At 72.1% G+C, this 21,099-nt stretch carries 17 protein-coding genes; 4 read left to right on the forward strand and 13 right to left on the reverse strand.

Features of this window, described 5'->3' with window-relative positions:
- Positions 1 to 149: 149 nt before the first annotated feature.
- The 3 genes from EER30_RS00185 to EER30_RS00195 are packed head-to-tail and all read right to left on the reverse strand — an operon-like array spanning position 150 to position 2,077.
- Positions 150 to 350: a DUF3046 domain-containing protein gene (locus EER30_RS00185; RefSeq protein WP_127497063.1), complete on the reverse strand. Its 201-nt coding sequence runs from the start codon at positions 348 to 350 to the stop codon at positions 150 to 152.
- Between the two features lie 9 nt (positions 351 to 359).
- A complete protein-coding gene (locus tag EER30_RS00190; RefSeq protein WP_127497065.1) occupies positions 360 to 1,142 on the reverse strand; it encodes an ABC transporter permease in 783 nt (260 codons plus the stop codon).
- On the reverse strand, positions 1,139 to 2,077 hold the full coding sequence (locus EER30_RS00195) for an ATP-binding cassette domain-containing protein (protein WP_127497067.1): 939 nt from the start codon (positions 2,075 to 2,077) through the stop codon (positions 1,139 to 1,141). The genes EER30_RS00190 and EER30_RS00195 overlap by 4 nt, the downstream gene beginning before the upstream one ends.
- Before the next feature lie 77 nt (positions 2,078 to 2,154).
- On the opposite strand from EER30_RS00195, the gene EER30_RS00200 reads away from it, so the two are divergent.
- On the forward strand, positions 2,155 to 2,919 hold the full coding sequence (locus EER30_RS00200) for a TetR/AcrR family transcriptional regulator (protein WP_127497069.1): 765 nt from the start codon (positions 2,155 to 2,157) through the stop codon (positions 2,917 to 2,919).
- On the opposite strand, the gene EER30_RS00205 is transcribed toward EER30_RS00200, so the two are convergent.
- Positions 2,891 to 3,553, reverse strand: coding sequence for a UdgX family uracil-DNA binding protein (locus EER30_RS00205; RefSeq protein ID WP_127497071.1), 663 nt, complete (start codon positions 3,551 to 3,553; stop codon positions 2,891 to 2,893). The genes EER30_RS00200 and EER30_RS00205 overlap by 29 nt on opposite strands.
- 74 nt (positions 3,554 to 3,627) lie before the next feature.
- Entirely contained in the window at positions 3,628 to 4,974 is a 1,347-nt protein-coding gene (locus tag EER30_RS00210) for an aminotransferase class I/II-fold pyridoxal phosphate-dependent enzyme (RefSeq protein WP_127497073.1), read from the reverse strand.
- Between the two features lie 70 nt (positions 4,975 to 5,044).
- Between EER30_RS00210 and EER30_RS00215 the strand changes: the two genes are divergently transcribed.
- A complete protein-coding gene (locus EER30_RS00215) occupies positions 5,045 to 6,301 on the forward strand; it encodes a bifunctional pyridoxamine 5'-phosphate oxidase family protein/GNAT family N-acetyltransferase (RefSeq protein WP_127497075.1) in 1,257 nt (418 codons plus the stop codon).
- Between the two features lie 325 nt (positions 6,302 to 6,626).
- Here the strand turns inward: EER30_RS00215 and EER30_RS00220 are convergent, their stop codons facing one another.
- The 6 genes from EER30_RS00220 to EER30_RS00245 all read right to left on the reverse strand — a co-directional run bounded on the left by EER30_RS00220 (position 6,627) and on the right by EER30_RS00245 (position 13,853).
- Positions 6,627 to 7,643 (reverse strand): sporulation protein, encoded by a 1,017-nt coding sequence (locus EER30_RS00220; protein WP_127497077.1) that lies wholly within the window; start codon positions 7,641 to 7,643, stop codon positions 6,627 to 6,629.
- Between the two features lie 90 nt (positions 7,644 to 7,733).
- Complete coding sequence (locus EER30_RS00225; RefSeq protein WP_127497079.1) at positions 7,734 to 8,873, reverse strand: hemolysin family protein; 1,140 nt, start codon at positions 8,871 to 8,873, stop codon at positions 7,734 to 7,736.
- Entirely contained in the window at positions 8,870 to 10,162 is a 1,293-nt protein-coding gene (locus EER30_RS00230; protein WP_127497081.1) for a hemolysin family protein, read from the reverse strand. Before EER30_RS00230 ends, EER30_RS00225 begins: the two co-directional genes overlap by 4 nt.
- 98 nt (positions 10,163 to 10,260) lie before the next feature.
- Positions 10,261 to 11,904 (reverse strand): serine/threonine-protein kinase, encoded by a 1,644-nt coding sequence (locus EER30_RS00235; RefSeq protein WP_240669683.1) that lies wholly within the window; start codon positions 11,902 to 11,904, stop codon positions 10,261 to 10,263.
- Positions 11,905 to 11,983: 79 nt separating this feature from the next.
- Positions 11,984 to 12,994 carry a class F sortase gene (locus EER30_RS48345; protein ID WP_240669684.1) on the reverse strand — a complete coding sequence of 337 codons (1,011 nt, stop codon included), beginning with the start codon at positions 12,992 to 12,994 and terminating at the stop codon, positions 11,984 to 11,986.
- Positions 12,995 to 13,004: 10 nt separating this feature from the next.
- Positions 13,005 to 13,853, reverse strand: coding sequence for a DUF4397 domain-containing protein (locus EER30_RS00245; protein ID WP_240669685.1), 849 nt, complete (start codon positions 13,851 to 13,853; stop codon positions 13,005 to 13,007).
- 182 nt (positions 13,854 to 14,035) lie between these two features.
- On the opposite strand from EER30_RS00245, the gene EER30_RS00250 reads away from it, so the two are divergent.
- Positions 14,036 to 18,577: an ATP-dependent helicase gene (locus EER30_RS00250; protein ID WP_127497085.1), complete on the forward strand. Its 4,542-nt coding sequence runs from the start codon at positions 14,036 to 14,038 to the stop codon at positions 18,575 to 18,577.
- A gap of 39 nt (positions 18,578 to 18,616) precedes the next feature.
- On the opposite strand, the gene EER30_RS00255 is transcribed toward EER30_RS00250, so the two are convergent.
- The gene (locus EER30_RS00255) at positions 18,617 to 19,540 is read right to left on the reverse strand and encodes an LLM class F420-dependent oxidoreductase (protein ID WP_127497087.1); all 924 of its coding nucleotides are present in this window, start codon (positions 19,538 to 19,540) and stop codon (positions 18,617 to 18,619) included.
- A gap of 83 nt (positions 19,541 to 19,623) precedes the next feature.
- On the opposite strand from EER30_RS00255, the gene EER30_RS00260 reads away from it, so the two are divergent.
- Entirely contained in the window at positions 19,624 to 20,412 is a 789-nt protein-coding gene (locus EER30_RS00260; protein ID WP_127497089.1) for an SAM hydrolase/SAM-dependent halogenase family protein, read from the forward strand.
- On the opposite strand, the gene EER30_RS00265 is transcribed toward EER30_RS00260, so the two are convergent.
- Complete coding sequence (locus tag EER30_RS00265) at positions 20,409 to 21,074, reverse strand: hemerythrin domain-containing protein (RefSeq protein ID WP_127497091.1); 666 nt, start codon at positions 21,072 to 21,074, stop codon at positions 20,409 to 20,411. The genes EER30_RS00260 and EER30_RS00265 overlap by 4 nt on opposite strands.
- Positions 21,075 to 21,099: the final 25 nt, after the last annotated feature.

Raw genomic sequence — 21,099 nt, forward strand, 5'->3', positions numbered from 1 at the left:
TGTTCACCACGGGCATCAAGGTAGGCGGTGGGTATGACAAAAATTCGCCGCCCTGCCCCGGCCTGTGGATAAGCAGGCCGCTGTGGACAATAGCCGAACACGTGTACGACGATCGAGTGACACGCCAGAACGGGTGTACGAAAGTCGCCTTATCGCAGGCGGGAGGGCACTCGATCGGGGTACGCGGCCACCACCGCCCGCCAGATGGTGGCCGTATCGATACCGTCAGCTATCGCTTGATTGATGGTGCGGTCGCCTAGCTCGGTGAAGGAATGGTCGGCCGCGATGCTGCGCGCGTAGGGGGCGCCGAAGGCCTCTTCCAGCCGTGTCCAGAAATCCGTCAACCGCACCCCCTGAGCCTACCCAGCCCGCAATCGGCGGTAGGCCCGCGCCGAGAGCGGCAGGAACACCGCCGTGAGCACCACCGGCCAGCCGACCGCCAGCCACACCGCCGAGTCGGCCAGCGGTCCCTCGGTGATGCCGGTCGGGTTGCCGAAGAGCTCGCGCGCCGCGGTGGCCGTGGCCGACAGCGGGTTCCAGGCGGCGATCGCGCCCAGCCAGCCCGGCATCGTCTCGACGGAGACGATGGCCGTCGACAGGAAGCCGATCGGCCAGACCAGCACCTGCACGGCCATCGCGGCACCCTCGCCGCGGAAGGCCAGGCCGACGAAGATGCCGATCCAGAGCATGGCGAACCGGAAGAACAACAGCAGCAGTACGGCCAGGGCGGCCGACCCCGGGTCCGAGGTGATCCGCCACCCGATCAGCAGGCCGCCGGCGATGAGGACCAGCAGTTCGACGGCCGAGTTGGCGAGGTCGGCGCCGACCCGGCCGAGGGCGACCGAGGAACTGCCGATCGGCAACGAGCGGAACCGGTCGGTGATGCCCTTGCGGGCGTCGTTCGTCATCGCCGTGGCCGTGCTCTCGACGCCGAACATCATGCTCAGCGCCAGCATGCCGGGCAGCAGGAAGGCCAGGTAGTCGCCGCCGCCGGGCACCGTGATCGCGCCGCCGAAGAGGAAGCCGAACACGAGCAACAGCATGATCGAGAACATGAGCCCGAAGATGGGTGCCCACGGTTGACGTACCCAATGGGCCAGATTTCGCTGGGTGAGGATCCAGCCGGCTCGGAGCGCGATCATCGGACGGCCTCCCGCGAGTTGTCGGTCAGGGTGAGAAAGACCTCGTCGAGAGTGGGCCGCCGCAGCACCAGATCCTCGGGGGTGAGGCCCGACTCGTCCAGGGCGCGGACGATTCGGGCGATCGCGGCGACCTCGGCGCCGATCTCGAAGGTGAGGCTGCGCGCCACGGCGTCGGCCACGGCCGGGATGCCGACGGCGGCGGAGATCTGCTCGGTCTGCAGCGGCGCTTCCCCGGCGATCGTCACGGTGACCCGGCCGCCGCCGATCTGCCGCTTGAGCGCGTCCGGGGTGTCGTCGGCGACGACCCGGCCGTGGTTCATCACCGAGATGCGGGCGGCCAGGTTGTCCGCCTCGTCGAGATATTGCGTGGTCAGCAGCACGGTGGTGCCGCTGTCGGCGACCTCGCGGACGGCGCCCCAGACCTCGTTACGCCCTCGCGGATCGAGCCCGGTGGTCGGCTCGTCGAGGAAGAGCACCGCCGGGGTGAGGATGAAGCCGGCCGCGATGTCGAGCCGCCGCCGCATGCCGCCGCTGTAGGTCGACACCGCCCGCTCGGCCGCCTCGGCCAGGCCGAACATGGCGAGCAGGTGATCGGCGCGGGTGCGCGCGTCCGACTTGCCGAGACCGTAGAGCCGGCCGAACATCACCAGGTTCTGCCGGCCGCCGAGGATCTCGTCGACCGCGGCGTTCTGGCCGATCAGCCCGATCCGCCGGCGCACCTGCGCGGCCTGGGTCCGTACGTCGAATCCGGCGACTTTCGCTACGCCGCCGTCGACGTCGATCAGGGTGGCCAGCGCGCGGACCGCCGTGGTCTTGCCGGCCCCGTTCGGACCGAGCAGACCGTGGATCACGCCGGGCGGCACGGCCAGGTCGAAGCCGTCGAGCGCCCGCACGTCCCCGTACTTCTTGCGTAGACCCTCTGCCTCGAGATTCACTCGCTGCTCCTAACTCCGTATGCCTTACGGTATTTGGTGCGCGGTACACCGTACACCCCACGGGGTAATCTCGGCACATGGAAAATCGGGACGTCGACAGAACGCTGAGCCTGATGTGGCGGCGCGTGCTGGGGACGCCGCAGGGGTCACGAGGGCCGAAGCAGCGGTTCAGCGTCGACGAGGTGATCCGGGCCGGCATCGCGGTGGCCGACGAGGAGGGCCTGCCGGCGTTCTCGATGCGCAAGGTGGCCGACCGGCTCGGGCTGAAGCTGATGTCGATCTACACCTACGTCCCGAGCCGCGACGAGCTGATCGGCCTGATGGTCGACGAGGTGATGGGCGAGCCCGAGCTGACACCGCACGCCGGTGACTGGCGTGAGCGGCTGACCGTGGTGGCCCGGCAGATGTGGGACGAGTTCCATCGGCATCCGTGGCTGCTGCAGGTCGAGCAGAGCCGGCCGTGGATCGGGCCGAACGGCTCCGACCGGTGGGAATGGCAGCTGGCGGCGATCGAAGGCGCCGGCTTCACCGATCTCGAGATGGATCAGACGATCACGCTGATCGGCGACTTCACCGGCGCGTCGGCGCGGGCCGACGTCGCCGCCCTGCGCACGGCCGAGCAGTCCGGCATCACCGACCTCGAATGGTGGGAGGTCAACGCGCCCGTGCTGGAACGCCTGATGCCGCCCGCGGCCTACCCGATCTCGGGCCGGGTCGGCACCACGGCCGGCGAGGAATACAACGCCGTACGAGACTCCGAGCGCTCGTTCCGGTTCGGACTGGAACGCATTCTCGACGGACTCGAGGTGCTGCTCACGTCAGGGCGCCGGCCGCGATCCTGAGGTCGTCGACCAGGCCGCGGTACGCCGTCTCGCGATCGTCGGCGCGCAGGACCGCGGACGGGTGGATGGTGGCCAGCGCCTGGATCTCGGCGACCGGGAAGTCACCCGGGTGCTGGGCCGAGGCGGGCCAGGGCATCAGTTTGCCGCGCTGCTGGGTGACACGGAACGACGGGCCGATCAGCGCCCGGCCCGCGGTCGCACCCAAGATGACGACCAGCTCGGGCTTGAGCAGCGAGAACTCGGCCACCAGCCAGGGACGGCAGGCGGTGATGTGGGCCGGGCCGGGATTCTGGTGGATGCGCCGCTTGCCACGCAGCTCGAATCTGAAGTGCTTCACGGCGTTGGTGATGTAGACGTCGGTCGCGTCGAGGCCGGCGTCGTCGACCGCCTCGCGCAGCAGGCGCCCGGCCGGACCGACGAACGGCAGGCCCTTCTGGTCTTCGACGTCGCCGGGCTGCTCGCCGACCAGCACCAGGCGGGCGTTCGCGGCGCCGCGACCGAAGACCGTCTGTGTCGCGTCGGCGTAGAGCTCGCAGCCCTCGCAGCCGGCCGCGGCCGCTTTGAGCTCGTCGATGCTCTTCGGCTCGGACGGCACCCACTGCTGTGCGCCGACCGGCGCGTCGGTCCTAGGCATGGAGAAGGTTCTACCCCAAAAGGTCGCGGGAAAGCATCGGCGGCACCCTATCGAGTCCCTCCACTCGGCGCGGACTAACGGGTGGGGGCATACAGAGCCGGCGGACGGACGGCGGCAGCCACCGCGTCGGCCAGGGCGGGGATCTCCTCTTCGTCGAGAGGACCGACCGAGATACGTACGCCCGGGGGTGCCGACACCCGGAACAGGGAACCCGGGGCCACGGCGTAGCCGGCCTCGCGTAGCAGGCCGACCGCTCGGGTCTCGTCGCTGACGGGCACCCAGACGTTGATGCCCGTGTCGCCCGCGGCGGCCAGACCCCGGGCCTGCAAGGCGTCGCAGAGGGCCCGGCGGCGGCGACCGTAAGCCGCGGCGGCCTCGGACACGGCGGCGGTCACCTCGTCGTCTCGCCACAGGTGCAGGAGCAGGCGCTGGAGGACCGTGGAGACCCAGCCGGAGCCGACGCGCATGCGGCCCACCACGCGGGCGATCGTGGCCTCGTCGCCGGCCAGCACGGCTATGCGCAGATCGGGGCCGAAGGGCTTGGAGGCCGAGCGGGTCAGCGCCCACGATCCGGTGACCGGGCCGACGCAGTGGGGCGGTTCCTCGGCCAGCTCGGCGGCGTGATCGTCCTCGATCACCAGGACGCCGGGATGGCTCGCGAAGACGGCCCGCAAGGCTTCGGCGCGAGCCTCGCTGACGGCGGCGCCGGTCGGATTCTGCGCCCGCACCGTGATGACGGCCGCGCGGGCACCGGACTGCAGGGCGGCGGCCATCGCGGCCGGGTCGGGGCCCTGCCGGTCGACGGGGACCGGGAGCGGGCGCAGGCCCAGGGCGGCCAGCAGATCGATCAGGTTGGCCCAGCCCGGATCTTCGACGGCGACCGCGTCACCGGCCCGCAGGTGAGCCGTGAGGAGGCGCTCGACGGCGTCGAGCGTGCCGGAGGTGACGGTGATCTCGGCGTCGGCGGCCGGGATGCCGTCGGCGACCAGGCGCGGCCGGGCCGCCTCGATCAGCTCGGGCATAGCGGCCGATGACGCGTAGCCCTGGGGTGGGCCGTTGGTCTCGGCGACCGCCCGCAGAGCAGGGCCCAGCGGGGGCAGAAGCCGCACGTCGGGCTCGCCGGAGGAGAGATCGCGCACCCCGTCGGGAACGGGGAGGAGCAGCGCGGAGCGGGGGCCGGCGACGGGCGGGCGCGAACGGATGCGGGTGCCGCGGCGGCCCTCGGTCTCGATGACGCCGCGCTGGCGCAGCTCTTGATAGGCCTTCGAGACCGTGGCCGGGCTGACGCGCAGCGACTCGGCGAGGACGCGGACGGAGGGAAGGGCCGCGCCGAAGACCCAATCGCCCTTGCGGACGCCCTCTTCGATGCTGGCGGAAATCGAAGCGGCGCTGTCACCCTCGACCTGATACTGTGCTGACACACAAGAAATACTGTACTAGTACAGAGACGAACGCAAGCCTTAGGTTGTACGAAGACGGCAGGGAGGGCCGATGTCCGAGACCTATCCGCGGACCAGCCGCACGACAGCCACCCGCTACCGCGAGCGCATGAGCTACGACCGCGACCTGGCGCACGCCATTCTCGACGAGGCGTTCGACTGCACTGTCGCCCTGGTCGTCGACGATGAACCCCGCGTGCTGCCCACCCTGCACGTCCGCGTCGGCGAGACCCTCTATCTCCACGGCTCCTCCGGCGGTCGCATGGGCCTGTCGGCGCGCGGTGGCGAGGTGCCGGTCGCGGTCGGGGTCACCCTGCTCGACGGCATCGTCTATGCCCGCTCCCACGTGCACCACAGCGCCAACTACCGCTCGGTGGTGGTGCACGGCTCCGCCCGGCTGGTCACCGACCCCGAAGAGAAGCGCGCCGCGATGGACGCGCTGGTCGACAAGGTCGGCGCCGGCCGGTCCGCCGACAGCCGCCCGCCCAACAAGCGCGAGCTGGCCGAGACCAGCGTGCTGGCGCTCCCCCTCGAAGAGGTGTCCGCGCGGGCCCGCGCCGGCGGCGTGATCGACGAGGAAGCCGACCTCACCCTGCCGCACTGGGCCGGCGTGCTGCCCGTCCGGCGCGTGTTCGGGCCGGCCGAGAGCGCCGCCTCCGTTGCTGAGCCCGCCTACCTGCCCGGCGGCGAGCTGCCGTGGGCCAACCCGGTGGCGCTGAGCGGCCGGCACGTGCGGCTAGAACCGCTCACGCTCGGGCACGCCGCCGGTCTGCTCGAGGCACTCGGCGACGACGAGGTCTGGGAACACCTGATGACCCGCCGTCCGGCCACGGTCGAGGCGATGCGCGACTACGTCGCCGGTCTGCTGCGCGCCCGCTGGGCCGGCAACCAGATCGCGTTCGCCCAGGTCGACCCGGTCTCCGGCCGTGTGATCGGCACGACCAGCTATCACGACATCGACCCGAAGCAGAAAGCGCTGGCGATCGGCCACACCATGGTCGGCCGCCCCTGGTGGCGCTCGGGGGTCAACACCGAGGCCAAGCTGCTGATGCTCGAGCACGCCTTCGACGTGCTCGGGGCCGAGCGCGTGTTCTGGTACACCGACGTTCGCAACGAGCGCTCCCAGCAGGCGATCGCCCGGCTCGGCGCGGTGCGCGAGGGCGTGCTGCGGCGCCACCGGAAGAGGCCCGACGGCTCGTGGCGTGACACCGTGGTGTTCGGGATGACCGTCGACGAGTGGCCCGCGGCCGGCGATCGCTTGCGGGAACGGCTCGCGGCGGGTGACAGCGTCGCCCTCACGACGGGCTGATTGGGGGCCCCGTGCTCGGCATCACCGACTCAGCGCGATCTACCTGTCCGCGCTGATCTTCAGCGGCACGTTCCTGGCCGGCCAGGAACGTGCCGCCGCCTCGCCGCGGGCGCGGCGGCCGGGGGGGCGCGTTGTTCGTCGATTTCAGCATCAAATTGGCCACCGCCAGCGTCGGCTGAGGGCCGGCGGGCCGGCGGGCCGGTGCGACTTCGCGTTGGCGCATGGCGCGTCGGGAGCGGATGCACCAGCGGGCGGCCCTGCCGTGGCAGAGCCGCCCGCTGGTGGGACGCGCGGTCCGGCTGAGAAATCGCGCGGCCGGGCAGGGTCACTCCTCGCCGAAGTCGCCGCCGTCGTCTTCGAAGACCTCTTCCATCGCCTCGCCGAGGATCATGCCGCCGACGACGCCACCGGCGACGCCGGCCGCTACGCCGCCCATGCCGATGCCGCCGCCGTGGCCGCGACGGTAGTGGCCGTGGTGGCCGCCGCCGTGACCGCCGTAGCCGGGGGCTCCGTAGCCGGGCGCGCCGTAACCGGGAGCGCCGTGGCCGCCGCCGAAACCGCCGGCGGAGCGCAGGCCCTGGTAGCGGCCCGTGGCCTCGGTGACCCACTGCTCGACGACCTTGGTCCAGTCGGTCGAGTCGACCTCGGCGTGAGAGACGCGGAAGCGGCCGTAGGAGTCGTGCCCGGGAGCGAGGAAGCCGCCGCGCTTGTCGAACTCCAGGACCACCTCGACGCCCTGCGGGTCGGCGATGAACGTCACCTCGACCTCGTTGATGCCGCCCGCGTACTGCGGCGGCGGGTAGAACTCGATCTCCTGGTAGAACGGCAGCGTCATGCGTACGCCGTAGATCGCGCCGTGCTCGAGGTCGGCGTTCTTGAAGCGGAACCCGAGACGGGCGAACGCGTCGAGGATCCGCTCCTGGGCCGGCAGCGGGTGCACCGCCACGTGGTCGAGGTCGCCCTTGTCGACGGCCTTGGCCACCGCCAGCTCGGTGCGCAGCCCCATCGTCATGCCGCGCAGCCGCTGCCCGTAGACGTCGGTGATCGGCGTTTCCCACGGCATCGGGAACGAGAACGGCAGGTCCCGGTTCTCTCCCGCCTTCAACTGGAACGCGCCCGACACCGGCAGCCGGTGAAACTCGATCAGATTCTCTCCGTGCTCGGACTCGACCCGGGTGACCAGGCCCAGCACGATCCCCTCGATGGTGACGTCGTGGTCACCGCCGGCGATCCGCACCTGCCCCTCCAGGGCCAGACCGGGCCGCGTGTTCGGGTTGGCCAGCACGGTGTCGACGGTCGGTCCGCCGACACCGAAGGCGCGCATCATTTTCTTGAAAACCACCGAGTTCCTCCTTGAACAGATTGGTGAAGATCAAAAACGGACTTCAGGGGTACGCCCTGCCGAGGGCGACATGAGCACCCGCACGAGCGGTCAGGCGCTCGACGAGACCGGCAGGTCGTCGGTCTCGTCGTCGAAGCGCCCGATGACCTGCTCCAACAGGTCTTCCAGGGCCACGAACCCGACCTGAACGACGGCACCGGGCGTGCCCGGAACGCCGTTCGGGGAGCCGGCGAGGGACGGGCCGACGACGCCGTTCAGGGAGCCGGCGGGGGGTGCCGACTCGGAGGCGGCCGGCTCGGTGACGACGGCCAGCTGCGTGCGGCCGGCTCGCAGGGCTTCGACGGCCTCGACGACGTTCAGCGCCGAGTCGACCAGGAAGGCCGGCTCCATCAGCTCGCCCGCCGTCGCGGCCTGGCCCGTCGCGGTCGCCCGGACGGCCTCGCGGACGTGCACGATGCCGATCACCTCGCCCGACCCGTCGGTGACGGCCAGGCGGGAGCGGCCGCTGGTCAGCGAGGCCAGTTCGATGTCGGCGACCGCGGCCGACGACGGGACCGAGACGAGCTGGGCGGTCGGCAGCATGACGTCGCGTACGGGAAGGGACGCCAGGGCCAGCACGCTGGTCAGCAATTCGCTCTGTTCGGCCTCGATCAGGCCCTCGGCCCGCGACCGGTCGAGCAGGATGCGCATCTCGGCCGGGCCGTGCGCCTGCGCCAGCTGGTCTTGCGGGTGCACGCCGAAGGGCCGCAGCGCCAAGTTGGCCAGCCAGTTCAGCACCCGCAGGGCGGGGCCGACGAGCCGGGCGTAGAAGCGGAACGGCAGCGCCAGCAGGATGGCCGAGCGCTCGGGGTGGGTGATCGCCCACGACTTCGGCATCATCTCGCCGATCACCAGGTGCAGGAACGTGACGATGATCAGGGCGAGCAGGAACGCGATGATGTGACTGGCGACGTCGGGCAGGCCCAGGGCGTGCAGGGCCGGGCCGAACAGGTGCTCGAGCGACGGCTCGGCGAGTGCGCCCAGGCCCAGCGAGCACAGCGTGATGCCGAGCTGAGCGCCGGCCAGCATGACCGACAGTTCCCGGGTGCCGTCGAGCGCGGCCTTGGCGGCCCGGCTGCCCGAGGCGGCGGCCTGTTCCAGACGGTGACGCTTGCTGGCGACCAGGGCGAACTCGGCCGCGACGAAGAAGGCGTTGCCGATCAGCAGCAATGTGACCCAGAGCGCGTTCATCGTGAGATCCGAACCGTGAGGGGAACGTGCCGGTCGACGCTCTCGACCCGTACGGAAAGGGATCCGTTGTCGAGAGTGACCGAGTCGCCGGCCTTGGCGATGCGCCCGAGCCGGGACAGCACCAGGCCGGACACCGTCTCGTAGTCGTCGCTCTCGGGCAGGTCGACGCCGGTCGCGTCGGTGATCTCGTCGATGCGCCAGCGGGCCGGAACGAGCCACGAGCCGTCGGCCTGACGCACCGGGGCGGGTTCGGCCTCGTCGTCCTCGTCGCGGATCTGGCCGACCAGTTCTTCGGCGATGTCTTCCAGCGTGATGATGCCGGCGAAGCCGCCGAATTCGTCGACGACGCAGGCGAGCTGGCGGTGGGCCGAACGCAGGCGCTCGAGCACAGCCGGCAGCCTCAGCGAGGACGGCACCAGGACCGGCGCTGACATGACGGACGAGACCGGCACCGTGGCGCGGTCGGCGGGCGCGATCGTGAGGATGTCCGCGATGCTGACGACGCCGACGATCTCGTCGAGTTCCTCACCTCGTACGGGAAATCTTGATCGGTGGGTGTCGAGAAGGGCCACGACGTCGGCCGCGGTCGCGGTGGCGGGCACGGTGTGCACGTCGACGCGGGGGATCATGGCCTCGGCCGAGGTGCGGCCACGGAAGTCGAGGCCGCGGTCGAGCAGCGTGGAGAGCTCGGCGTCGAGCCCGCCGTTGGCCCGCGACTCGCGGATGATCTGCTCGAGGTCTTCCGAGGTAGCGCCCTCGGGCAGTTCCTCGATCGGCTCGATGCCGAGGCGCCGCAGCAGGCCGGCGGCCGTGCGGTCGAAGAGGCGGATGATCGGGCCGAAAACGGTCAGGTACATCAGCGTGGAGCGGCTGAGCACTTTGGCCAGAGTCTCGGCGCGGGCGATGGCCAGGTTCTTCGGGGCGAGCTCGCCGAGCACCATCTGGACGACGGTGGCGATGAGCAGTGCGACGACGACCGAGGCCGGCATGCTGACCGCGGTGGGCACGCCGGCCCCGCCGAGCAGCGCGGACAGGCCCTCACCGATGAACGGCTCGGCGACGTAACCGACGAGAAGCGCCGTCACGGTGATGCCGAGTTGGGCGCCGGAGAGGACGAAGGACAGGCGTTCGGTGATTTTGAGGGCTCGGGCGGCGGCTTCGTCGCCCTGCTCGGCGTCGCGGCGCAGGCGGCCGCGATCGGCGGCGACGTAACCGAATTCCTGCGCGACGAAATATCCGGTGACCGCTGTCACCACGAGCACCAGGAGAAGGCCGTAAACGATTAACACGGCCGGAAGGATCTGACGGGGAGCCGGGCCGAGCCCGGCTGACTACTGCCGATCATGACGCAGAACGCTAGCAGGCCCGGCTGTAAAGATGCTGTGAGTCAGCCGGGTGTCGGCCGCGCATAGAACGTGGTCAGGACCATGTTGATCTTTGCCAGGTCGCTGGTCCAGTCGAAGTCGCGGGTGGCCCAGGTGATCGCGAAGCCCCGGCCGTCCTTGACGAACCACCGGGTCTGCGCGTGCATCCGGACGCCGGCCCGGTCGTACGTGTACTCCCAGTCGGCGGCCTTGTTGAGCAACGGCTTCCTCTCGAGGGTCACCAGCTCGTACCCGGGCAGGGCCCCCGCCCCCAGCAGCCGTGCCTCCTCCTTGCGGCACGCCGCGACCGGGTCGCCGGCCGGGTCGCGCCCCGTGTCCAGGCTCAGCACGGTGGCCGAGGCCGGGTCGCGGAAGCAGAGCGACGTGCCGATCCGCTGGTAGGTCCAGCCGTCGGGGACCGGCATGCGGAAACCGGAGCCGTCGGAGAAGTAGGACCAGCCCGGGAGCAGCGACCAGCCGGTCACCCCGCGCTGGGCGCCCCGCTGCGGAGCCGTCGGCAGCCCGCTCGGCTCGGAACGTTCGCAGGCCAGCGCGGAGAAGCCCGCGGCGACGGCGGACGGCGAGGCCGCCGCGCTCACCGGGGGAAGCGGGGCGGCCGACGAGTCGCGCACCAGGTAACCGGCGAGGATGCCGCCGACGCCAACCGCGGCGACCACCGCGAGACCAGCCGCGACCAAGGCCGGCCGCGCGCGGTGGCGGGCCTGCCGTGGCGCCTCCTCCTCGAACGGCATCGACAGAGCGTGATCGCTGGGCGTCATCGACCGGACCGCGGCCGACTGATCGATCTCGGCCCCGACCACCGCGCGGACGCGGCGCGGCGAGGGCACCCGGGGCGGCGCCGGCGTGGCCGCCACGATCATGCGCAGGCGGCGCTCGACCTCGAACGCGGTGAGCCTCTCGGCCGGGTGGCGCCGCAGCAGTCCGGTCAGCACCGGGCCCAGCATTCCGGCCCGCGACGGCGGATCGGGCTCCTCGGTGGCCAGTGCCATCAGCGTGGCCATGGCGTTCTCGCGGGCGTAGGGCGAGCGGCCCTCGACGGCGGCGTAGAGCGTCGCGCCCAGCGACCACAGGTCGGACTCGGGCGTCGAGGTGCCGTCGCGGGCGCGTTCGGGCGACACGAACTGCGGGGATCCGACGACCAGCCCGGGACCGGTGACGGCGCCGTCATCCACAAAAGTGGCCAGGCCGAAATCGGTCAGCACGACGCGGCCGTCGTGACCGATCAGGACGTTGTGCGGCTTTACGTCGCGGTGCAGCACGCCGGCCGTGTGCGCGGCGCGCAGGGCGTCGAGCAGGGCGACGCCGATGCGGGCGGCGGTGGCCGGCGAGAACGGCCCGTCCTGCTGGATGACCTGGTGCAGCGAGCGGGAAGGTACGTATTCCATGACGATCCACGGCAGACCGTCGGCGTGCACGACGTCGTAGATGCGCACGACGTGCGGATGGTTCAGGCGGCCGGCGCTGCGAGCCTCGCGCAGGGTGCGGTCACGCAGCCGGGCGCGTTCCTCGTCGGTCATCCAGTCGGGCGGCACGAACTCCTTGACCGCGACGTCGCGGTCGAGCATCTCGTCGCGGGCCAGCCAGACCCGGCCCATGCCACCGGAGCCGACCGGCTCGCCCAGACGATACCGACCAGCGACGAGCATGCGTGCGACCGCCATCCCGCCCCCACCCGTCGACTCGATTCCCACCATAATCACGGCCTGCCCGGCAACGGAACGGCGATCACCCGGCCACCGCGTAGACCACGAGGTTGTCCCGGTAGGACCGCAGCGACCGGTCGAACACACCGCCGCAGGTGATGAGCCTGAGCTGACGGTCCGGGGTCGGCCCGTACACCTCCTCCGTCGGGAATTCGGCCTTCGGGTACCACCGGATTGCCGTGACCTTGAATTGAAGGCTCACTCCGCCGCGCACGACGTCGACCCGGTCCCCCGCGCCGAGGTTTCGCAGGCGGTAGAAGACGGCGGGGCCGGAACGGGAGTCGACGTGCCCCGCGAGGACAGCCGGGCCGGTGTCGCCGGGCGCGGTGCCGTCGGCGTACCAGCCGGCTTTTTCGAAGGCCTTCGGCGGTTGCAGGGCGCCGTCCGAACCGATCCGCAGCGTCTCCAGCGGAGTGTCAACCTTGATCGCGCCGATGCGCAGCCTGGTCGGCGGGCCGGCTGGGGCGGCGACCACGCTGCCGAAGGGGTCGCCGACGGGCCGTTCGGCGACGCCGGTGCTGGTGGTGGTGGTTTCCCCGACGGCTGCCGGTGGGCCCGGACCGCCGGGTGGGCGGTCGGCCAGCGCGAGATATCCGGCGCCGGCCACGACCGCGGCCACGACGGCAGCGGCAACGGGCAGAGCCGACCGACGTTTTCGATCAAGAGCCTTCCCGCGTACGGGCTCAGGCGCGATCGGGGGACGCAGGCTGGGCGCGCAGATCGTCGCGGCCGGGCTGGGCGGGGTTGGTGCGGGCGCAGGGCTCGGCTTGGGGAAGACGCGCCGGGGGAACGGCGTCGCCGGCTGGCCGAGGCGGAGCGAGCGGCTGGGTTTGCGGCGCGGAATCGACAGCGCGCCCGGCACGGCGGCGCGCGCCCGGACCGTACGCGGCCTGATGATCTTGGCGACGCCGCGGGCAACCCCGTCGCGGGACGGACTCCCCGATCTCGGGCCCGGAGGATCGAAATAAGGGGACGGCTGGGCGTTCGGGACGCGGACGACCAGGGCGTTGTCGGTGGGATCCTCGGCGGTCACCGGAGGCTCCTCAAACGGCGCGGGCGCGGCGGCGCAGGACGAGGACCAGACCGCCGGCCACGGCAGCCGCCGCCACCGCGGCCAGCAACGCACCGGGCAGTGGGGAATCCGGGCTGGTGCCGCCGGCTCCGGTCGCCACGCCGCCCAGCGGGACCGTCCCCTGCCGTTCGGCGTCGACGTGCAGCTCGGGCTTCAGGCCGCCCGCCTCGTCGTCGAGGACCACGAGCGAATAGACGCTGCCCGCGCCCAGTGTGCACGGCAACTCGCTCATGCGGCCGCCGCCGGTGGGCTCCACCCGTACGCTCCACTTGCCCGGCTTGACCTCGCGATAGGCCGTCGTGGTGGCGAACGCGACCCCGTCGGCGATCTCGGTGCCGTTCTTGCCCGCGACGTCGAGCACGGGCGCCTTCACCGAGGCCTGGATGATGCGGACCTTGGACTTGCCGGGGTCGGGAAGGCGCAGGTCGTCCTCGAGGACGCGCAGGCCCAGGTCGGCGAAGCGGCCGACGCCGGCCACCGTGTAGGCGCCCTTGTTCTCGACGCCGACCTCGGTGGTGATCACCGGCTGTTCGGTCGCGGGCGCGCCCGCCTTGCGCATCGCGACCTGGTAGGTGCCGGCCGGCAGCCGCAGATAACGGGACATGTCACCGTAGGCGACCGCGCGGAAGACCTGGGGCTCGCCACCGCCCGGGTCGGCCTTGAGATAGACGTCGACCGCGGGCGTGTCCGGCGAGAGGTGGGCGAGCCGCACATAGCCGTCCCCCGCCGCCGCGTGGGCGGGCGTCGCGCCGAGGGTCGCGAGGGCGAGCGCGGCGGCGCCCGCCGTGAGACGCCGGAGCATTCGTACGGGGAGGGACACGGTGCCTCCTTCATAGATGACACTCATGCTCTTGTAGTGGCGTCCATATATATCCGCATGTCACGTCCGAGCACCATCGTCCGGGACGTCAGGGTGTTCCGCTTCCCGGCCGTCCCATCCGTGCCCGGATGACCACTACGCCGGGTTCCGTTTTTGTCATACCCCCGAGGGAACATGAGGGTGTGGGAGAAGTCTTGGAGCAGTTCGGGCCGGCCACGCGCGAGTGGTTCACCGCGGCGTTCGCGGCGCCGACCGCCGCGCAGGCCGGTGCCTGGCGGGCGGTCGGCGCCGGGCGCAACGCCCTGGTCGTCGCGCCGACCGGCTCCGGCAAGACGCTGGCCGCGTTCCTCTGGTCGCTCGACCAGCTCGCGCGCGAGCCCGCGCCCAAAGATCCGAAGCTGCGCTGCCGCGTGCTCTACGTGAGCCCGCTCAAGGCGCTCGCGGTCGACGTCGAGCGCAACCTGCGCGCCCCGCTCACCGGCATCCGCCAGGCCGCCGGCCGGCTCGGGCTCACCCCGCCCGACATCACCGTGGCCATGCGAACGGGTGACACCCCGGCCGACGAGCGCCGCCTGTTCGCCCGCACCCCACCCGACATCCTGATCACCACTCCCGAGTCGCTGTTCCTTCTCCTCACCTCGGCCGCGCGCGAGTCGCTGCGCGGCGTCGAGACGGTGATCATCGACGAGGTGCACGCCGTCGCGGCCACCAAACGAGGCGCCCATCTCGCGCTCTCGCTCGAACGGCTCGACGCGCTGCTGGGGCGGCCCGCTCAGCGCATCGGCCTGTCGGCCACCGTCCGCCCGATCGACGAGACCGCCCGTTTCCTCGGCGGCGCGCACGACGTCGAGATCGTCCAGCCCCCGGCGGCCAAGACCATCGAGGTCACCGTCGAGGTGCCGGTCGAAGACATGACCCGCCTCGACGAGGTGCCCGACGTCGACCCCGACGACCCCGGCGCCGGGCGTCACACCCCGTCCATCTGGCCGGCCGTCGAGGAAAGGGTGCTCGACCTCATCGAGGGCCACCGGTCGACGATCGTCTTCACCAACTCGCGCCGCGGGGCCGAGCGGCTCTGCGCCCGCATCAACGAGCTGGCCGCCGAGCGGGCCGGCGTCGAGCTGGTCCAGCCGTCGCGGCCGCCGGCCGAGGTCATGGCCCAGGCGGGGCAGGCCGGCGGGGCGCCGCCGGTCGTCGCCCGGGCCCACCACGGCAGCGTGTCGCGCGAGGAGCGCAAACAGATCGAGGAGGCGCTGAAATCCGGCCTCCTGCCCGCCGTCGTCGCCACCTCGAGCCTCGAGCTCGGCATCGACATGGGCGCCGTCGACCTGGTGGTGCAGATCGAGGCGCCGCCGTCGGTCGCGGCCGGGCTGCAGCGCATCGGTCGCGCCGGGCACCAGGTGGGCGCGGTCTCGCGCGGGGTCGTCTTCCCCAAACACCGGGGCGACCTGGTCTCCTGCGCCGTCGTCGCCGACCGCATGGGCGCCGGCGCGATCGAGGAACTCCGCTACCCGCGCAACCCGCTCGACGTGCTGGCCCAGCAGATCGTGGCGATGGTGGCGCTCGACGCCTGGCCGGTCGACGAGCTTTCGGCCCTCGTACGGCGGGCCGCACCCTTCGCCGAGCTGCCCGAGTCGGCACTGCACGCGGTCCTCGACATGCTATCCGGCCGCTACCCGTCCACCGCCTTCGCCGAGCTGCGCCCCCGCCTCGTCTGGGACCGCGGCACCGACGAGCTGACCGGCCGTCCCGGCGCGCAGCGGCTCGCCGTCACCAGCGGCGGCACCATCCCCGACCGGGGCATGTTCGGCGTCTTCCTGGCCGGCTCCGACCGAGGTTCACGCGTCGGCGAGCTCGACGAAGAGATGGTGTACGAGTCCCGCGTGGGCGACGTGTTCCTGCTCGGGTCGACGTCCTGGCGCATCGAGGACATCACCCCCGACCGGGTGCTCGTCACCCCCGCGCCCGGCGCCCCCGCGCGCATGCCGTTCTGGAAGGGCGACTCCCCCGGCCGCCCGATCGAGCTGGGCCGGGCGATCGGCGCCCAGCTGCGCGCGCTGACCCGCGCCGACGACGACAAGGCGACCGCCACGCTGCGGGAATCGGGTCTCGACGAGTGGGCCGCCGGCAACCTGATGGCCTACCTGCGTGAGCAGCGCGAGGCGACCCGCAACCTCCCCGACGACCGTACGGTGCTGGTCGAGCGTTTCCGCGACGAGCTCGGCGACTGGCGCATGACCGTGCACTGCGTGCTGGGCGCCCGGGTCAACGCGCCGTGGGCACTCGCGATCGCCCGGCGGCTGTCCGAGCGCTACGGCGTCGACGGCCAGGTCATGCCCTCCGACGACGGCATCGTCGTGCGCCTGCCCGACACGGCCGAGGAACCGCCCGGCGCCGACCTGGTCGCCTTCGACCCCGAAGAGATCGCCCAGCTCGTCGAGGAGTCGGTCGGCACCTCGGCGCTGTTCGCGTCGCGCTTCCGCGAGTGCGCGGCCCGTTCGCTGCTGCTGCCCCGCCGCGACCCGCGCCGCCGCCAGCCGCTCTGGCAGCAACGGCAGCGCTCGGCCCAGCTCCTCGACGTGGCCCGTGAATTCGCCGACTTCCCGGTCACGCTCGAGGCGGCCCGCGAGTGCCTGCAAGACGTGTTCGACCTGCCCGGTCTCACCGGCCTGATGCGCGAGATCGCCGGCCGAAAGGTGCGCCTGGTCGAGGTCGAGACGCCGCGGCCGTCGCCGTTCGCCCGGTCCCTGCTGTTCGGCTATGTGGGCGCGTTCCTCTACGAGGGCGACGCTCCCCTGGCCGAGCGGCGGGCCGCCGCCCTGGCGCTCGACGCGACGCTGCTCGGCGAACTGCTGGGCCGGGTCGACCTGCGCGAACTGCTCGACCCCACGGTCGTGGCCGAGACCGAGGCCCAGCTCCAGTGGCTCTCCACCCAGCGGCAGCCGCGCGACGCGGAGGACGCGGCCGAGTTGCTGCGCCTGCTCGGCGACCTCGCCCCTCTGGAGCTGGCCGCCCGCGGGGTCGAGGAATCGTGGGTGTCCACGCTGGAATCGACGCGTCGCGCGATCCGCATCCGGGTGGCCGGCGAGGAACGCTGGATCGGCATCGACGACGCCGGCCGCTATCGGGACGCGCTCGGTGTGGCCCTGCCGGTCGGCATCCCCGAGGCCTATCTCGAACCGGTCTCCGACCCGCTCGGTGACCTGGTCGCCCGCTATGCGCGCACTCATGGCCCGTTCGCGGCGGCGACCTGCGCGGCGCGGTTCGGTCTCGGCGTCTTCGTCGTCGAACAGGCCCTCAAACGCCTGTCGGCGACCGGGCGGGTCGCGTCGGGCGAGTTCTCCCCCGGCGGCGCCGGCAACGAGTGGTGCGACGCCGAGGTGCTGCGCATGCTGCGGCGCCGGTCGCTGGCCGCGCTGCGCCGCGAGATCGAGCCGGTGCCGCCGCGGGTGCTGGCCGCGTTCCTGCCGCGCTGGCACCAGATCGGCGGCAACGCCCGGGGCATCGACGCGCTGGCCGCCTCGATCGAGCAGCTCCAGGGCATCGCCGTGCCCGCCTCGGCCTGGGAGAGGCTGGTGCTGCCGGCCCGGGTGGCCGACTATCAACCGCCGATGCTCGACGAGCTCAGTGGCGGCGGCGAGGTGCTGTGGGCCGGTTCGGGGTCGATCGGCACGAACGACGGGTGGATCACCCTGGCCTACGCCGACAGTGCTCCCCTGCTGCTGCCACCGGCCGACGACGAGTTCGCGGCGACGCCGTTGCACCAGTCGGTGCTTGACGCGCTCGGCGACGGTCAGGCCCTGTTCTTCCGGTCGCTCTCCGACCGCGTCGGGTCGACCGACGACACCGCGCTGGCCGCCGTCGTGTGGGACCTGGTCTGGGCCGGGCAGTTGACCAACGACACCCTGGCGCCTTTGCGCGCACTGCTCGGCGGCAGCGGCGCCCACCGGGCCAAGGCCGCCCCGGCCCGCACCCGCTATCGGCGCCCCGGCCGGGCGACCATGCCCGCGCGCGGCGGACCGCCCAGCATGGCCGGTCGCTGGTCGCGCCTGCCCGAACGCGACCTCGACCCCACCCGGCGCGCCGCCGCCCTCGCCGACCTGCTGCTCGAACGGCACGGGGTGGTCACGCGCGGCGCGGTCATGGCCGAGGGACCGGTCGGCGGTTTCGCCGGGGTCTATCCCGTGCTCGGGGCCCTGGAGGAGCGCGGTGCGGCCCGCCGCGGCTACTTCGTGGAGGGGCTCGGAGCGGCGCAGTTCGCGGTGCCCGGCGCGGTCGATCGGTTGCGGGCGCTGGCCGAGCCGGCCGAACTCGCCAAACGCACAGGTTCTACGGCGGTCGTGCTGGCGGCCACCGACCCGGCGAACCCCTACGGCGCCGCGCTGCCGTGGCCCGACCGCATCGTCGACAGCGGCGACGGCGAACCGACCGTGAAGGCCGGCCACCGCGCGGGCCGCAAGGCGGGCGCGCTGGTCATCCTGGTCTCGGGCGACCTCATCCTCTACGTCGAGCGCGGCGGCCGTACGCTGCTGTCCTTCGTGGACGATCCCGAGGCCCTGATCGCGGCGGGCCAAGCCCTCGCGGCCTCGGTGCGGTCCGGCGCCCTGGGCCCGATGTCGGTCGAGCGCGCAGACGGCGAGTCGGTGCACGCGTCCCCGCTGCGAGACGCGCTGACCCAGGCCGGCTTCCGGGCGACGCCGAGGGGGTTGCGACTGCGCGGATGACCCGGGTGCCGCTGACGTGCGCCACCCGGGTGCTGAGGGTCAGAGCTGCGGCGCCACCGCGGAGGCGACCAGTTCGACGTGGTCGAGGTCGCTCAGGTCGAGAACCTGCAGGAACAGACGCGTCGCGCCGACCTTGCCGTACGACTTGATGGTCTCGACCACCTGGTCGGGGGTGCCGACGATGCCGCCGTTCTCGCGCATCTCGTCGACCTCGCGGCCGATCGCGGCCGCGCGGCGGCGCACCTCGGCGTCGTCGCGGCCGACACACAGGACGGACGCCGCCGAGAAGACCGGAAGCTCCTTGCGGCCGATCGCCTCGCTCGCGGCGCGCACCCGCTCGAACGTCGGCGCGACGTCTTCGAGCTTGGCGAACGGGACGTTGAACTCGTCGGCGAAGCGGGCGGCCAGCGCCGGGGTCCGCTTCTTGCCGTGACCGCCGACGATCACCGGCGGGCGCGGCTGGGCCGGCTTGGGCAGGGCCGGCGAGTCGCTGATCTGGTAGTGCTTGCCGTCGAAGTCGTACTTCTGGCCGACCGGCGTCGCCCACAGACCGGTGATGATCTCGAGCTGCTCCTCGAGCCGGTCGAAGCGTTCGCCGAGCGAGGGGAACGGGATGCCGTACGCCTTGTGCTCGGCCTCGAACCAGCCGCCGCCCAGCCCCAGCTCGATGCGGCCGCCGCTGATCTGGTCGGCCTGGGCGACCGCGATGGCCAGCGGGCCGGGCAGCCGGAAGGTGGCCGAGGTGACCAGCGTGCCCAGCCGGATGCGCGACGTCTGCACGGCGAGGGCGGCCAGGGTCAGCCACGCATCGCTCGGGCCGGGAAGTCCGTCGCCGCCCATGGTGAGGAAGTGGTCGGACCGGAAGAAACCATCGAAGCCGCTGGCCTCGGCGGCCTGCGCGAGCCTGCGCAGGTCGTCGTGGCTTGCCCCTTGCTGGGGCTCGGTGAAGATCACGAGACGCATGATTCAACCCTGCCAGATTCCGCCCGGCGCGCCTCGTGGAGCCTGTCACACACGATGTGTAGCGAGGCAGTAACGTGCTCCGCATGGCCGGGTATGAATGGATCAGTTTCACCACCGACTACGGAACGTTCGACGGGTTCGTCGCGGCGTGTCACGGGTCTATCGCGCGCATCGCTCCCCGTGTTCGTGTCATCGACGTCACCCATCATGTGCCGCCGGCCGACGTGGCGCGCGGCGCCGCCGTGCTCGCCCAGACCGCACCCCACCTGCCGCCGAGCGTGCACGTCGCCGTGGTCGACCCGGGTGTCGGCACGGCGCGGCGCGGCATCGCCCTCGGCACCCCCAACGGCGTGCTCGTGGGGCCGGACAACGGCCTGCTGATCTGGGCCGCCGAGGCGCTCGGGGGAATCGAGTCGGCCCACGAGCTGACCAATAAGGACTGGTTCCAGGGCGACGTCTCGGGCACCTTCCACGGGCGGGACGTCTTCACCCCGGTGGCCGCCCGGCTCGCGGCCGGCGCCCCGCTCGGTGACGCCGGGCCCGCCGTCGACGTTGACACGCTGGTGCGCCTGCCCGACCCGATCGTCACCATCGGTGACGGCTGGCTCGAGGCGGAGGTGCTGACCGTCGACCGGTTCGGCAACGTGCAGCTGGCCGCGAACGGCGAGATGCTGCGCGGTCTCGGCAGTGACCTGGTCGTCAACGGCACGGTCAGCGCCCGCCGCGGCGCCACGTTCGCCGACGTCGACAAGGGTGACCTGCTCGTCTTCGAAGATTCGGCCGGCCACGTCGCGATCGCCGTGAACAACGGCCGGGCCGTGGTCGTCCTCTCCGTGACCCCGGGCGACCTCGTACGGGTCTCCGTGCGCTAACCGACGCGGACGCGGTCGCGCGCGGCCGCGTACGTCCGCTCTCCGATCAGGCGCCAGAGCAGGCGCGCGGGCAGCGGCAGTTCGGCCAGGAAGCGTTTCGTCTCGGACGGCGTGGCCTCTTCGAGGATCGAGCCGAGGAAGACCAGCGCCATCCGGCCGGAGGGGATGGTCTTGCGGCCCCGCTCGCCGACCGCGCGCCACTCGTCCGGGGTCAAGTATCGCTCGATCAGCGGGAGGATCTCGCGCTCCTCGTCGGCCAGATGCTCGTCGAGGGCGACCGACGCCTGGGCGATCACGTCGGCGAGCTCGTCACGGTCGGTGGCGAGTGCGCGGGCCCGCCAGCGCGGCAGGATCTCGTCGATGCGCGCGAGCGGCTCGTGCAGCCGCTCGTGCTGCGCCTCCATGCGGTTGATCAGGTCGGCGTGCATGGCCGCGCGTTCCAGCATCAGGGGCCAGACCATCTCGTCCTCGCCGGTGTGATGATGGTGCAGGCCGCCGGCCACGTTCGCCAGGTGCTCGCCGAGCACGCCGGCCCGTACGGTGTCTCCGGGTTTCACCGCCCGGACCAGGGCGGGCAGAATGCGGAATTCGCGCCGGAACACCCGGTGGACCACGATCATGTCCCAGGTGTCGGTGCGCTCGGTCGTACTCGTCGTCGTCATGTCCTCACGATGGCGAGGTCACCTT

Source organism: Actinoplanes solisilvae (assembly GCF_003999975.1).
GTDB lineage: Bacteria > Actinomycetota > Actinomycetes > Mycobacteriales > Micromonosporaceae > Actinoplanes > Actinoplanes solisilvae.